Source organism: Campylobacter concisus (genome assembly GCF_003049085.1).
In the GTDB taxonomy this organism is placed as follows: Bacteria; Campylobacterota; Campylobacteria; order Campylobacterales; family Campylobacteraceae; genus Campylobacter_A; species Campylobacter_A concisus_H.
The window spans coordinates 214675-227878 of sequence record NZ_PIQX01000001.1; the positions used below are offsets into that span (position 1 = coordinate 214675).

At 34.5% G+C, this 13204-nt stretch carries 17 protein-coding genes; 9 read left to right on the plus strand and 8 right to left on the minus strand.

From position 1 onward, the window contains the following. Nucleotides 1-128: 128 nt before the first annotated feature. On the plus strand, nucleotides 129-599 hold the full coding sequence (locus CVT13_RS01065) for a hypothetical protein (protein WP_103640693.1): 471 nt from the start codon (nucleotides 129-131) through the stop codon (nucleotides 597-599). Nucleotides 600-689: 90 nt separating this feature from the next. Then, a complete protein-coding gene (locus CVT13_RS01070; RefSeq protein WP_234411944.1) occupies nucleotides 690-1142 on the plus strand; it encodes a porin family protein in 453 nt (150 codons plus the stop codon). 48 nt (nucleotides 1143-1190) lie between these two features. Here the strand turns inward: CVT13_RS01070 and CVT13_RS01075 are convergent, their stop codons facing one another. Next, nucleotides 1191-1670, minus strand: coding sequence for a GNAT family N-acetyltransferase (locus tag CVT13_RS01075; protein WP_107811303.1), 480 nt, complete (start codon nucleotides 1668-1670; stop codon nucleotides 1191-1193). Then, on the minus strand, nucleotides 1670-2773 hold the full coding sequence (nusA, locus tag CVT13_RS01080; RefSeq protein ID WP_107811304.1) for a transcription termination factor NusA: 1104 nt from the start codon (nucleotides 2771-2773) through the stop codon (nucleotides 1670-1672). Before nusA ends, CVT13_RS01075 begins: the two co-directional genes overlap by 1 nt. A gap of 172 nt (nucleotides 2774-2945) precedes the next feature. Between nusA and CVT13_RS01085 the strand changes: the two genes are divergently transcribed. From CVT13_RS01085 to CVT13_RS01115, 7 genes are read left to right on the plus strand one after another with little or no spacing between them, the layout of a single operon-like run. After that, nucleotides 2946-3188, plus strand: a complete 243-nt coding sequence (locus tag CVT13_RS01085; RefSeq protein ID WP_002941786.1) for an HP0268 family nuclease — start codon at nucleotides 2946-2948, stop codon at nucleotides 3186-3188. Continuing rightward, nucleotides 3188-4489, plus strand: a complete 1302-nt coding sequence (miaB, locus tag CVT13_RS01090; RefSeq protein WP_107811305.1) for a tRNA (N6-isopentenyl adenosine(37)-C2)-methylthiotransferase MiaB — start codon at nucleotides 3188-3190, stop codon at nucleotides 4487-4489. Before CVT13_RS01085 ends, miaB begins: the two co-directional genes overlap by 1 nt. Then, nucleotides 4470-5249, plus strand: coding sequence for a lysophospholipid acyltransferase family protein (locus CVT13_RS01095; RefSeq protein WP_107811306.1), 780 nt, complete (start codon nucleotides 4470-4472; stop codon nucleotides 5247-5249). Before miaB ends, CVT13_RS01095 begins: the two co-directional genes overlap by 20 nt. Next, on the plus strand, nucleotides 5239-5685 hold the full coding sequence (locus CVT13_RS01100; RefSeq protein WP_107811307.1) for a hypothetical protein: 447 nt from the start codon (nucleotides 5239-5241) through the stop codon (nucleotides 5683-5685). Before CVT13_RS01095 ends, CVT13_RS01100 begins: the two co-directional genes overlap by 11 nt. Nucleotides 5686-5745: 60 nt before the next feature. After that, nucleotides 5746-6750, plus strand: coding sequence for a hypothetical protein (locus CVT13_RS01105; protein WP_107811308.1), 1005 nt, complete (start codon nucleotides 5746-5748; stop codon nucleotides 6748-6750). Then, nucleotides 6747-7268, plus strand: a complete 522-nt coding sequence (locus CVT13_RS01110) for a hypothetical protein (RefSeq protein WP_107793066.1) — start codon at nucleotides 6747-6749, stop codon at nucleotides 7266-7268. The genes CVT13_RS01105 and CVT13_RS01110 overlap by 4 nt, the downstream gene beginning before the upstream one ends. Then, nucleotides 7261-7797, plus strand: coding sequence for a hypothetical protein (locus CVT13_RS01115; protein ID WP_107811309.1), 537 nt, complete (start codon nucleotides 7261-7263; stop codon nucleotides 7795-7797). Before CVT13_RS01110 ends, CVT13_RS01115 begins: the two co-directional genes overlap by 8 nt. Nucleotides 7798-7801: 4 nt before the next feature. Here the strand turns inward: CVT13_RS01115 and CVT13_RS01120 are convergent, their stop codons facing one another. The 6 genes from CVT13_RS01120 to CVT13_RS01145 are packed head-to-tail and all read right to left on the minus strand — an operon-like array spanning nucleotide 7802 to nucleotide 13172. After that, nucleotides 7802-8866, minus strand: coding sequence for a hypothetical protein (locus CVT13_RS01120; RefSeq protein WP_107811310.1), 1065 nt, complete (start codon nucleotides 8864-8866; stop codon nucleotides 7802-7804). Beyond that, complete coding sequence (locus CVT13_RS01125) at nucleotides 8835-10211, minus strand: MBOAT family O-acyltransferase (protein WP_107811311.1); 1377 nt, start codon at nucleotides 10209-10211, stop codon at nucleotides 8835-8837. Before CVT13_RS01125 ends, CVT13_RS01120 begins: the two co-directional genes overlap by 32 nt. Nucleotides 10212-10220: 9 nt before the next feature. Beyond that, nucleotides 10221-10844: a tetratricopeptide repeat protein gene (locus tag CVT13_RS01130; protein WP_107811312.1), complete on the minus strand. Its 624-nt coding sequence runs from the start codon at nucleotides 10842-10844 to the stop codon at nucleotides 10221-10223. Then, complete coding sequence (locus CVT13_RS01135; RefSeq protein WP_021090816.1) at nucleotides 10845-11498, minus strand: tetratricopeptide repeat protein; 654 nt, start codon at nucleotides 11496-11498, stop codon at nucleotides 10845-10847. It abuts the gene before it with no gap. Between the two features lie 10 nt (nucleotides 11499-11508). Next, nucleotides 11509-12849: a dihydrolipoyl dehydrogenase family protein gene (locus tag CVT13_RS01140; protein ID WP_107811313.1), complete on the minus strand. Its 1341-nt coding sequence runs from the start codon at nucleotides 12847-12849 to the stop codon at nucleotides 11509-11511. A gap of 2 nt (nucleotides 12850-12851) precedes the next feature. Next, entirely contained in the window at nucleotides 12852-13172 is a 321-nt protein-coding gene (locus CVT13_RS01145) for a type II secretion system protein (RefSeq protein WP_087585814.1), read from the minus strand. Between the last annotated feature and the right edge of the window lie 32 nt (nucleotides 13173-13204).

Genomic DNA, 13204 nt, shown 5'->3' on the forward strand with positions numbered 1-13204 from the left:
CTCTGAGCTCAAATTTCTTTTTTACACCAAATTTATCAATAAATATTTCATAAATTTATTAGTTTAATTTTTTCAGTTTTATTTTTTTTGTAAAATCCGAATTTTTAACTTTTATAAAAAGGAAAAATATGAAAACAAAAATCGTTTTTTCAGTCATTACAGCAACACTTACTTTTGCTCTAACTGGATGTGGTGAGCCAACTACTTTGGCTGAAATTTGTAAAGCTGATATGGGTAGTATCAAACATTTTAAAGGCGAAGTAAAGGTTTATAAAAGGGTAAATTTTGACTGGGAATATAATATAGAGACCAAGAAAAATGAATTAAAAGAAGATGGTATTAAAGGTTATCTGATAGTCGATAAAGATACAAAGGTTGATCTAGAAAAATTTAACGTAAAAGCCGTGGCTTTTAGTATGCCAAAAGGTAGCATACCCAAAAATACACCACATATGTATATCTTAAAAAAATATGATGACATAGGCGAAGGTAATAAAACAGAAGTTTTGGCAACACTAGAAACTTTAAATCCAAGATGTAATGTAGATGGTAGTCTAGAGCTTAAACAAAAAGATACAAAAATAATTGCAATAAAATAACAAAAGGTGGGCTAACCACCTTTTAAAAACTTATATCATCTCGCTTTAAATTTTATATAACATATCCCGCCTACAAGCATCTCACTCTGTTTGATAAGCTCATCAAATTTTGGACTAAAAGCTGGCTATGATTTTGATAGTTTTAGAGTTTATGGAGCTTACATTTACGACTTTCAAGCAAAAAAGTCACTTGGCGATGAAGACGGTACAGTAATAAAATGGAGTACACATAAATTTATAGTAGGCGCAGACTATACACCAGAGTTAACAAAGGACATAAAACTAGTTCTTGGTGGCTACACTGGCTACTTAAAGCTTGAAATGGATATATTTGACATTCATGATGGCTCGGAAAAAGCTAATACAAATGACTGGATACTAGGTGCAAGAATTGGTGCTGAATACTCTATCAATGAAAATAATGCAGTTGAGTTTGGTCTAAAAGCTGATAGAACTGACTATGGCAAGATCAGTAAATTTGATTTTGTTGACACAAAAGAGACAAATGTCGGTCTTTATATGGGATATACATATAAATTTTAATCACACACAAGCTCAAATTTCAAAGCAAATTTGAGCTTTTACTAGAAACTATAAATTTATAAGCTTTTCTAAATTTTCGCCGTCCAAGCGATAGTTTCTCCACTCAAGTGATTGATTTTTAGCACCCATACTTTCATAAAATTTAATACTTGGCTCATTCCAGTTTAGGCAGCACCACTCAAGCCTTTTTAAATTTTCATCCTTGCAAATTTGAGCTAAAAATTTAAAAAATGCCTTGCCGATACCTTGATTTCTAAACTCTTTTTTGACATAAATGTCCTCAAGATGGATCCCACCAAGTCCTAAAAATGTAGAAAATGTGTAAAAATAGATAGCATAGCCAATCACCTTACCCTCACTCTCGCAGACAAGGGCTTTTGCGTGATTTTTATTAAAGATAGAGTCTGCAAAAATTTCATTTGTAAAAGTGACTTGATCGCTTAAATTCTCATAGCTAGCAAGCTCTCTTACAAGCTCGCATATCACGTCTATATCGTCAATAGTTGCTTTTCTTATTTGAAATTTCATTAGTTATCACCAAAAAGCGCTTTTAAGTCTTTGATTGGCTCATTATTTTCTGCATTACTACTAGTTTTTGAGCCAAGCTCATTTAGCTCGATCTCATAGCCAGTTAGCATGCTTGCCAGGCGGATATTTATACCGTTTTTGCCGATCGCCTTGCTCTTTTGCTCGCTCGCAAGTGTCACGATCGCCTTGTTTTCTTCGATCTTTACTGATGTGATGATCGCAGGTGCCATAGCGCGAGCTACCAAGATCGCTGGCTCAGTGGTGTACTCGATCACATCGATGCTCTCACCATGAAGCTCTTTGCTTACGGCATTTATCCTAACGCCCTTTGTACCGACAGTTGCGCCGACTGGATCGATGTTTGGAGTGGTTGAGATGAGTGCTACTTTAGCTCTCTCGCCAGGGATCCTTGCACTTCCTTGAATGATGATGCCGCCATCTTTTATCTCAGGCACCTCTGAAGTTAGCAGCGCTTCAAGAAATTTAGGTGAAGTCCTTGAAAGTTCGACCTTTATGCCTAAATTTTTATCTGTAAAAACTTTTCTAATGACCGCTTTTACCACGTCGCCTACTTTAAATTTCTCGCCTTTTATGCGGTTTTTACGTGGTAAGATGGCACGAAGCTCGTCTATCTCGATAAAAGTGTTTTCATCGTTATCTACCCTAACAACTGGTCCAAAGACCATGTGTCCGCTCATCTCATTATATTTTTGTAAAATTTTCTCTTCTACTAGGCGCTGGATGTGATACTCAAGCTCTTTGTGAAGCGTTTGAGCTGCGGTTCTGCCAAGGTTATCAAGGCTTAGCTCGTAAGTGAGCTCATCGCCGATCTCTACGCCACTATCTATCTTTTTAGCCTCTTTTAAGCTTAAAAAGTGCTCATTGTCTTCAGCAAGCCTCTCATCGTCGTTTGCTACGATTGAAATTTTTTGATAAAGCTTTAAATTTTTATTTGCATCGATGCTCACGTCATACTCATAATTTTCGCCATAAACCCTTTTTGCAGTGTTTATCAAGGCTCTTATGACGCGCTCTTTTACATCTTCTATCTCTAAATTTTTCTCATTGGCAATTGACTCTATAATGTCTGATATTCTTTCCATTTTTTCTCCATTGTGACGATAAATTTCGGGGATTTTTCGTGAAGTTTTGAAATTATACATAAGCCATACTTTTAATAAGATTAAGCTTGTTATTAACTTTTATTTAATCCTTTTTTTATGATGTTTTGGATATATTGACCGATTAAAATTTAAGATTTTGAAAGGATTAAAAATGGAGCTAAAACTTGCAAGAGCCGAATTAGACGCAAAACCAAAAACGATTTCACTAGAAAAAATAGAGGCGGCTGTCGAAAAAGAGGGTCAGAAAATTTTCTATTTTGATAAAGAAAACACACACAAACAACTAATCGCCTTAGTCGAGCATTTTGAAGAAAAAGGGCTAAGCGTCTATCACAGAACCGTAAAATACGGACTTGATGATAGCGACTACATGTATGAAGTGCATATACTTTAATGAGCAAAAAACTCTTTATCCAAACTTTAGGCTGTGCTATGAATGTTCGTGACAGCGAGCATATCATAGCTGAGCTCTCACAAAAAGAAGACTACTCCTTAACACAAAATATAGAAGAAGCTGATTTAATCCTTATAAATACTTGCTCGGTTCGTGAAAAGCCAGTTCATAAGCTCTTTAGCGAGGTCGGAGCCTTTGAAAAAGCTAAAAAAAGAGGGGCAAAGATAGGCGTTTGTGGCTGCACTGCTAGCCATTTGGGTAGTGAAATTTTTAAGCGCGCACCTTATGTTGATTTTGTTCTTGGCGCAAGAAATGTCAGCAAGATCACAAAAGCTGTAAATACGCCTAAATTTATCTCAACCGACATCAATCACGACGAGAGCGAATACGCATTTGGCGAATTTAGAGGCTCGCCATATAAAAGCCACATCAACATCTCGATCGGCTGCGACAAAAAGTGCACCTATTGCATCGTCCCACACACCAGAGGCGATGAAATTTCCATCCCTTCAAGTCTCATCTTAAAAGAGGTAGAAAAGGCTGCAAACAGCGGCGCAAAAGAGATATTTTTACTAGGACAAAATGTCAATAACTACGGTAAAAGATTTTCAGGAGTGCAAGAAAATATCGATTTTAGTGATCTGTTAGTAAAGATAAGCGAGATAGATGGCGTTGAGAGGATAAGATTTACAAGCCCACACCCACTTCACATGGATGATAAATTTCTTGAAATTTTCACTAATAATCCAAAAATTTGCAAGTCTATGCACATGCCACTTCAAAGCGGAAATACCAAAGTTTTACGCGAGATGAAGCGTGGATACACAAAAGAGTGGTTTTTAGACCGTGCGCTAAGACTTAGAAAGATGTGTCCAGATGTGAGCATCTCAACTGATATCATTGTCGCATTTCCGGGCGAGAGTGATAGCGAGTTTGAAGATACAATGGATGTGCTTGAGCAAGTTAGATTTGAGCAAATTTTTAGCTTTAAGTATTCGCCTCGTCCGCTTACAAAGGCAGCTACTTTCACAAATCAAATAGATGATAAAACCGCTTCAGAAAGGCTTACTCGCCTACAAAATCGCCACAATGAAATTTTAGACGAGATCGTAGCGGCACAAAAAGATAAAATTTTTGATGTATATTTTGAAGAGCTAAGAGCAAATGGCGGCGTTGCTGGGCGAAGCTTTAATAACTTTTTAGTTCAAGTTGATGGAAGCGAAGAGCTTCTTGGCACTACACAAAAAATCAAGATCACAAACCCAAAACGAATGGTTTTGTATGGCGAGCTGCAAATTTAAAAATACCCTTGAAAAGCTCGCCCTAAATGTTGGCGTCTTTTTCATCTACATTTTGATGTGGCTCATTTTTCTAACTTGCAAAAAGAGCTACACTCCAAATTTCTTGCCACAAAATGGCTGTGTCGTCGTCTTTTGGCACGGCAGGCTTAGCTTTATGAGCTTTGCTTACAGGCGCTGGTGGAGCAAGCAAAATAGAAAACAAGGTAAGGTGATAATCAGCGATCACAAAGATGGCGAGCTAATCACTAGAATAATCAAATTTTTTGGTATCGGCACCATTAGAGGCAGTAGCTCAAAAGGCGGCGCAAGGGCGCTTATAGAAGCCCTAAGAGAGATAAAGCAAGGCTACGACGTCATCATTACACCAGATGGCCCACGCGGACCAAGGCACAGCGTGGCAGACGGAGCTGCTGTGATCGCACAAAAGTCATCTTGCGAAATTTATGCTCTAAATTTTGAAGCAAGCTCGTTTTTGGAGTTTAAAAGCTGGGATAAGATGATACTTCCAAAGCCATTTTCAACTATAAATTTTAGCCTCTCAGCCCCTTTTAGTGTGAAAAATTTGGAGCAAAAAGAGGCAAAAGAGAAGATACAAAACGAGCTTTGGCAAGCCTCGCAAAATGACGGCGGTAAGAGCGTGAAGCAAAACCAAGAGGATTTTAGATCAAATTTAAAAATTTGGTGGAAAAAATATGCGCATAAAAATCCACAAATAAGCGATGAGATAAAAGAAATTTTGGACGAAATTTATGAAAAATAAGCTATCTATCTTTATAGCCATCTTTCTAATTATTTTATTTGGGCTATTTTTTTATAGCGACAACTCCTATAAGCTCGCTCTTGAAGCAAAATTTTTATACGAAAACAAAGAATACGAAAAGGCCTTAAATTTAAGCCAAAAAGCACTTGATATAGATATTTATAACAAAATGGCAAATACTGTGCTAAACCAAAGCAAGGCTGCTATTAAATTTAACTCATACATAAAAAATGGCAAAGAGTATCTTGAGCGTATCAAAAAAATAAGCCAAAGTAGCGTCAGCAAGGCTGATAGTGAACGCATTAAGATGATGTGCGATGTGATGATAGATGGTTTTGACGACCTTAAAAACTTGGCCTTACTTGATAGTGAACTAAAAAATGAAGCTTTAAATACAAAAGAGATTTTCGTTAAACTTAAAAACGAGCTGTTTTAAACTTATTTAATCCCTTTTTAGCTACCATAACGAAAATTATGCACTAAATTTAGGAGATTTATGTCTTTTAGCGTTAAAAAGCTTTTTTCTAACCTTTTTTTAAGCGTCGTGTTGGAGGGCAATGATTGCATATTCTTCGGTCAGGTCTTTAGAAATGGCAAACTTTTAAAAACTATAAACGCTAAATTTACAGATATAAATATCGATAGTATCGATGAAAAAATCATAAAATACATAGAAGAGCAAGAAAAAGCATATTTTGGTGTATATGTTTCAGTTTTTTTTAACGACGACTCGCAAGGCGCGCTTCCTAGTGTTAGCTTTGATGAATACAAAAAATTTAATATAAATACTAAAAATCTTACAAGCCTTATCATGCAGGATAGCTGGAGTATTTATGCAAATTTAAATGCTATAAAAAAATATAAAAATTTATTTGGACAAGATAGTGTAGATCTCATCTACTCACCTATCGCCATACTCTTTTACGAGCTTTTAAAACGCGGAATTTCTCCAAAAACTACACTTTATCTTTATATCCATGCACATTCGTTTACACTTGCGATCTTTAAAGATAAACAAATGAAGTTATCCACTTTTTTAAATATGTCTGGCTTTGAAGAAACCAACCAGGAAGCTGAAAGCCTAAAAGAAGAAGATATAACAGATATTGACAACTTAATCATTAAAGAGGAAAATGACGCAACATCTCTTGATGATTTTAAAAGTTTAGACGATTTTTTAAGTGATGATAAACAAAAAGAATTTGAAGACCTAAATTATGAACTAAACATGCCAGCTTCTACAAATGTAGAAAAATCGGTTGCTATTTTTGGGTATGACATGAAGATGTTTGATTACATCGTAAAAGCCGTAAAAGAATTTTACGAAAATCCTCTCTACGGTGGTGATTTTATTGAGCAAATCATTGTTTTTGAAAATACGAAAACAAGTGCAACTTTTTTACAATATCTGCAATCTGAGCTTTTAGTGGAGACTTCAGTGTATCCAGTGAATACAAATCATATTATGAATGAAATCATGCAAGAAGAGATAATATTATGAGATTTAGCTTTATTTCTCCGGAACCAAGACCACTTATATCTATCTTTAGCAAAATTTGGCTAAGCCTTATAAGCTTTGTGTTTGTAGCTCTTTTGGCAACAAATTTCTTTATACTTTACAAAAATTATTCAATTGAAAAAAATATAAATTTTTTATCAAATGAGCAAAAAGAGCTTAGTCAAAAAATAGTCACAACAGATGAAATTTCAGCTAAACTAGCCGTACAAATAGAATCTGCAAATGATATCTTCACATCAAATTCTATTCTCAAGCAAAGCTTGCACAATCTTTTTGATCTAGTACCTGACAGTATAACGCTTGAAGAGGTTTTTATGGATAAAAGCTCGCTCATCATTCGCGGTATAACGCCGACAAAAGATGTATTTAATCAGCTTCTAGCTTCACCTTTAAGATCTATTTTTACGACTTCAAATACTAGCTTTTATCAAAGTAAAAACGGCTGGTATGGCTTTATAAGCACAAATAAAATTGATAATTCTGAGGGATATAATGAGTAAAAAAGATACGAGCTTAGAAAAAATAGATCCCGTTAAGCTTTTACTTTTTATATTTGCTTTTATTGTAGTTTGCTTTATTATGATATTTGGTTTTATCGTGCCAAATATAAAAGAATTTAAAAGCCTAACTAGACAAAATTATTCACAGACCTCATCTTATACAAAAGTAAAAAATGAATTTGAAGCTAAATTTAAAGCCCTTGAAGCAACTAAACAAAAAGATGGAGCTATCATTTCAGCTTTTGAGAATAAATTTGATAAAGATAAATTTATAGAATTTGCCTCTAAATTTTTTAGTGAAGTAAGCCTTAGTAAAATAGAAGAAGGTGATAATAATGCTAGTGAGAAATTTTTTAGATTTCGTCTAAATGTAACTAGCTCTCTAAGGACGCCACAAAAATTTTATGACTTTTTAGATGCGCTTAGCAGCTATGACAGTATCGTAAAGACTGAATTTCCTATCGTCATGAAAGGCGAAAAGGATAAAATCCATACTACTTTTAATATAAAAGTTTTTGGGTTGAAGTAAAAGCTTAAAGTCTACCATCAAGATAAAGTTTAACCAAAAACTCGCTATATCTTTTTCTGCCAAGATAGTTTAAATGATGCCCCATATCTGATAACTCATCATCGTTAATTTTAAAATTTGTTAGATCAATAACTTTAGCATTTTTAATAGCTGACATTATCTCGTTTATATCATATTTTATAGTGGCACCATCAAATATAGGTTCTAATATAACAACAACCTTTATCCCACTTTTTACAAGTGGATTAATTACATAATTTTGAAAATATTTTATAGTATTTTGATTCAACCCCTTTAGCTCGATCGTCCTACCATAATATTCTCTTGACAATCCATCCGAAAAAAGAATAATATCTCCATTGCTACATTTTACAAAGATAATTTTTTTATTTTTTGTGACATTTGAATTTATATCTTCTATGTTGACTAGATCACAATCACTATATGCCTTTACATCAAAAATACTTTTTGCTTCAAAATTGCTTGCTTTGGTTTTATTATCTGGAGCAAATTTTCCATAAAACCCAACTATCCTATTATAAATACCTTCAGAATATCTCAAGAACAGATGTATGCTTGCAAAAAAATCAGGTAGTGTTTTTAAAAAGACTATTTTATCTGTGCCAAAATTTGCTACAAATTCATCATTGGTATAAATTTTGATACCTTTTTCTGTATAATCCTCAAAAAGTTTATTAATTTCTATACTAAAAATAACTTCCTTTATATTAACTTTTTTAATAATTTTTGTAATAAAAGGGTAATCGCCTATAAAATTACCAGATACACCAAAATTATAAATACTGATATTATTTTCAGCAAAAATACTTGTTGATATATGATGAAGAGTTCTACTGCTTCCAACAAAAACGATATCCTTTTGCTTTTTGCTATTTAGTTTAAAGTGCTCCGCTTTTGAAATTTTATTATCAACGAAATTTGTCTTACTTGTTCTACTTTCTGCAAAAACATAAAGCACAACATCAAGCCCAACCATAGCAAAAGCCACTAAAAACAGGCATAGAAATACTTTTTTCTTAAAATCTAAAGTATAAAAATTCACTCGCATTATTAAGCCTAATTGCTAAGATTGATATAAACAAAAAGAAAGATGTTGCAAAAATTTGCCAGATAGTAAATTTAAATTTCTTATCAAATGCTATTTGCATAGAGTTTTTAAAAAGCAAAACAACCAAAAAAGCTAAAACGATAAAAAGTATCTCAAGATAGTTAACGTCTATCTTAAACTCACCAAAAAACATCCCTCGGATCACTTTCATGGCATCTTCAAAGCTTTTTGCCCTAAAAAATATCCATGTAAAATTTACAAAGTTAAAGGTGATGATCCAAGCAATGATTTTATTTAATTTAAAATTTAACTTTTGCCAACATCTGTGAATAACAATAGCAACACCATGTAAAGCACCCCAAACAACAAATGTCCAAGCAGCTCCATGCCAAAGACCGCCTATCAAAAATACCAAAAACAAATTTAGATAGGTACGGCTCTGCCCCCCCCTATTTCCTCCAAGTGGGATATATATGTAGTCTCTTAAAAAACGTGATAGTGTAATGTGCCACCTATGCCAAAAATCCTGAATATTTAAAGCCTTATACGGGGAGTTAAAATTTATGGGAAGCCTTATGTTAAAAAGCAGCGCAAGACCTATCGCCATATCACAATAACCACTAAAATCAAAATAAAGTTGAAAGGTATACGAAAGTGACGTCGCCCATGCTTGCAGAAAAGTCAAATTTCCTTCCATATCAAATCCAGCATTTGCAAAAATCGAAAAAGTATCAGCAACCACACTCTTCTTAAATAGCCCTATGCTAAAAACAAAAAGCCCAAGAGCTATAAATTTATAGTTTTTTATAAGATTAAATTTATTTGCAAACTGAGGCATCATTTCTTTGTGATGCACTATCGGACCAGCAATAAGCTGTGGAAAAAATGTTATAAAAAGGCAGTAGTTTAAAAAACTATTCTCTTTTGTCTGCTTGTTATAACTATCCACTAGATATGCTATTTGCTGAAATGTGACAAAACTAAGTGCTAGCGGCAAAGCGATATGAAGTAGACTTAAATTTGTATTTGCTATAGCGTTTAAATTTGAAATTAAAAAATCAGCATATTTAAAATATCCAAGTAAAGCGAGGTTGCAAACTATACCAAAAATCAAAATAGCTTTACTCTGATGTTTTGCAAGAAATTTTGAAATAAAGAAGTTAAAGATAATGCTTCCTAGTAAAATCGGCAGATAATAAACACTCCAATAAGCATAAAAAAATAAACTAGCACTTACCAAAAAAGCTTTTGCAAGATTGCTTAGTCTCTTTTTATTTAGAAAAAAATATACAAAAAATACAAGTGGTAAAAATACAAATATAAAGACATATGAGTTAAAAAGCAATTTTATCCCTTATTTTTTCTCTACACATTTACCAAGCTGACAGGCTCTTTTGTAAAGTGCGTCCGCCTTTGTTTCATCGCCGCTTAGCTTTGCAAGCAAAAAGCACGACTGAGCGTATTCAAGCTCGCAGCTCTTTGCCAAAAGCCTTAGCACTCTAGCCTCAGCCTTAGTTCTATCTATCTTATGAACTTTTAAATTTTCGCTTTCGATGTATGACTTTAGCCCCATTGCCTCGTTGTAGCAGCCAACACCATCGCCACTATCACAAGCTAGTTTATAAAGTTTTAGAGCTTTTTCCATATCTTTTTGCTCATCAATCAGCCCTTGCTCATAAATTTGACCCAAATTTGAACAAGCCGTCGCAAGCCCAGCATTGCAAGCTTTTTCGTAGTAGCCTTTTGCTTTTACAAAGTCTTTTTCGTTGCTAAAATTTACGGCTAAATTGTTGCAGTCGATGCTATTTCCATTCTCGCAGTTTTGCATCATCTTCTCTTTTTCAAGCTCAATACGCTCTGCCCTAGCCTCTTCATCACTTTGCCAAAAGCCAAAGCTTACCATCTTTTGCCAAGACCAGCAACCACTAAGCATAAAGCCCATGGCTAAAATAAGACTAAAATTTAAGACCTTTTTCACTTACATTCCTAGCTTTGTACCTAGTCTTTTCATCTGCGGGCATGCTTTGCTTAGCCCACGAAAGCAAGCGACTTTATAAATTCCATAAGCCCTTTTTTCGTCTTTATTAACACCAAGACCAAGCTCATACATCGCTCCGATATTGGCGCAACTTGGCAAATCGCCAGCATTGCATGCATTCGTATAAGCTTGCATTGCTAAGTAATAATCTCGCTTAACGATTTCGCCCTTTCTATAAGCATTGCCTAAGTGATAGCAAGCTTGCATGCCTCCGCCATTGCAACTTTCTTTATAAATAGAAATTGCCTTTTTTGGATTTTTTTTAACTCCAAGTCCAAGCTCATAAAGAGTGCCCAAATTTGCACAACCGACTTGTACTTTAGCATCGCAAGCTTTTTTATAATTTGTTAAAGCATTTTCATATTCTTTTAAAAGCTCGTAATTTACACCCAAATCATTGCAAGCTTCCGCATCGCCTTCTTCGCATTTTGGTATTAAAATTTCGATTGCATTTCTTGAAATTTGCTCTTTATTTTGCACTATTTTTTCATCCTTTGGTTGCTGCCACGAATCATCTTGTTTTTGTCCTACACCAATCACGTTTAAGCAGCCAGTGAAAAATAAAGCCGATAAAAGCAATAAATATTTTTTCATTCTTTTCCTTTTAAAATTGTCCAAATAAGTCATTTAGTGCTTCACTGATACTTGGGTGAGTGAAAATTTGATTTTTAAAGAAATTTGCGTTTGCTTTTAAATTCATCGCAATTGCGATTTCATTTATCAGCTCATTTGCATATATGCAGTGAAAGCTAGCTCCTAAAATTTCTCCACTTTGTGCATCAACGATAGCTTTTAGCATGCCTACATCGTGATTTAGTACTTTTGCGCCTGGTACTGTTGCCATGCTAAGTTTTAGCTCTTTAAAATTTAGCCCAAATTTGCTTGCTTCTTTGGCGCTCATTCCAACTCTTGCTAGCGGAGTGTCGGTAAATAGCACATTTGCGTGAATGCTTCTATTTTTAGTATTTCTCTTTTTATCACCAAAAATTTGTGAATAAACTATCCTAAAATCATCTAAGCTCGTATAAGTAAAAAGCTCTCCGCCGCGCACGTCGCCTACCGCATAGATGTTTGGTACATTTGTTTGAAGGTTTTCATTTGTCTTTATAAAGCCTTTTTCATTTAGCTCAACTCCAGCAGCTTTTAAATTTAAATCATCTACATTTGCCACTCTGCCAAGCGCGATCAAAAATGCATCAGCCCTAAGGCATCTTTGCTCGCCATTTTGCTTGAAATTTAATATATTTTCTTTAACGCACTCTATCTCGCAACCCTCTAAAATTTCAACGCCTTGGACTCTAAGAGCTTCTTTTACGCTATTAGCTATATCATCATCTTCATTTTTAAGTAGTTTTGAGCGCCCTATGATAGTCACTTTTGAGCCAAAATTTGCAAACATTGATGCAAACTCTATACCGATAAAACCACTACCGATAATGACAAAATGCTTTGGTAAATTTTTTAGATCAAGCAGCGTTTGGCTTGAAAATACATTTGAGTTTACAACCTCAAAAGGAACATCTGCCTCTTTTGAGCCGCTATTTATGATGATAAAGTCGCCCTCTATTATCTTTTTCTCGCCGTTTGAGGTTGTCACAAGAACGCTATTTTCACTAGCAAATGAGCCAACGCCGTCGATCACATCGATATTTTCTTTATCATTTAGCATCGCATAGTTTTTAGCATTCAAAGCTGAGATTAGTTTATTTTTATTTTCCACACTAAGCGTGTAATATTCGCTTTCAACGCTATTATTTACAAATTTTGCCTCTTTAGCGGCTGTTATTAGACGTTTGGTTGGTATGCAGCCAACATTTATGCAAGTGCCTCCATACATCTTTGGCGATCTCTCTACAAGAGCCACTTTTTTGCCAAGTGCGGCAGCTTTAACCGCTAGCGTTTTGCCAGCTTTTCCAAAACCAATAATTACAATATCATATTTCATTTTCAGTCCCTTATCTTTCCCATTAAATAATAAGTTGTTTCATTTATCTTTTTTAGCTCCATTTTATATTTATTAGCCCAGTTTTTTATAATCTCATCAACTCGCTCTTTTATTTCATTAACGGTAGCTACATTTTTTATCTTTAGTCTATCTTCACTTCCACTCATCGCCACAAAACAAAGGTGTGGCTTTAAATGATCGTTTAGTTCAATTATGCTCTTTGGCAAAAGACCATCAGTATTGTTTAAAATTCTACACATTTGAGCAGTGGTCGTTTCATTGACGTTATAGCCAAGCTGGATTAAAAGTGCATTATGATCCATATCGTTCCTTTTGCTTAAAATTTGCGGGCATT

Bases quoted from the DNA above. Each gene is read 5' to 3' on its own strand.
- CVT13_RS01065 (WP_103640693.1), top strand. From the start codon at position 129: ATGAAAACAAAAATCGTTTTTTCAGTCATTACAGCAACACTTACTTTT.
- CVT13_RS01075 (WP_107811303.1), bottom strand. From the start codon at position 1,670: ATGAAATTTCAAATAAGAAAAGCAACTATTGACGATATAGACGTGATA.
- nusA (WP_107811304.1), bottom strand. From the start codon at position 2,773: ATGGAAAGAATATCAGACATTATAGAGTCAATTGCCAATGAGAAAAAT.
- CVT13_RS01085 (WP_002941786.1), top strand. From the start codon at position 2,946: ATGGAGCTAAAACTTGCAAGAGCCGAATTAGACGCAAAACCAAAAACG.
- miaB (WP_107811305.1), top strand. From the start codon at position 3,188: ATGAGCAAAAAACTCTTTATCCAAACTTTAGGCTGTGCTATGAATGTT.
- CVT13_RS01095 (WP_107811306.1), top strand. From the start codon at position 4,470: ATGGCGAGCTGCAAATTTAAAAATACCCTTGAAAAGCTCGCCCTAAAT.
- CVT13_RS01100 (WP_107811307.1), top strand. From the start codon at position 5,239: ATGAAAAATAAGCTATCTATCTTTATAGCCATCTTTCTAATTATTTTA.
- CVT13_RS01105 (WP_107811308.1), top strand. From the start codon at position 5,746: ATGTCTTTTAGCGTTAAAAAGCTTTTTTCTAACCTTTTTTTAAGCGTC.
- CVT13_RS01110 (WP_107793066.1), top strand. From the start codon at position 6,747: ATGAGATTTAGCTTTATTTCTCCGGAACCAAGACCACTTATATCTATC.
- CVT13_RS01115 (WP_107811309.1), top strand. From the start codon at position 7,261: ATGAGTAAAAAAGATACGAGCTTAGAAAAAATAGATCCCGTTAAGCTT.
- CVT13_RS01120 (WP_107811310.1), bottom strand. From the start codon at position 8,866: ATGCGAGTGAATTTTTATACTTTAGATTTTAAGAAAAAAGTATTTCTA.
- CVT13_RS01135 (WP_021090816.1), bottom strand. From the start codon at position 11,498: ATGAAAAAATATTTATTGCTTTTATCGGCTTTATTTTTCACTGGCTGC.
- CVT13_RS01140 (WP_107811313.1), bottom strand. From the start codon at position 12,849: ATGAAATATGATATTGTAATTATTGGTTTTGGAAAAGCTGGCAAAACG.
- CVT13_RS01145 (WP_087585814.1), bottom strand. From the start codon at position 13,172: ATGGATCATAATGCACTTTTAATCCAGCTTGGCTATAACGTCAATGAA.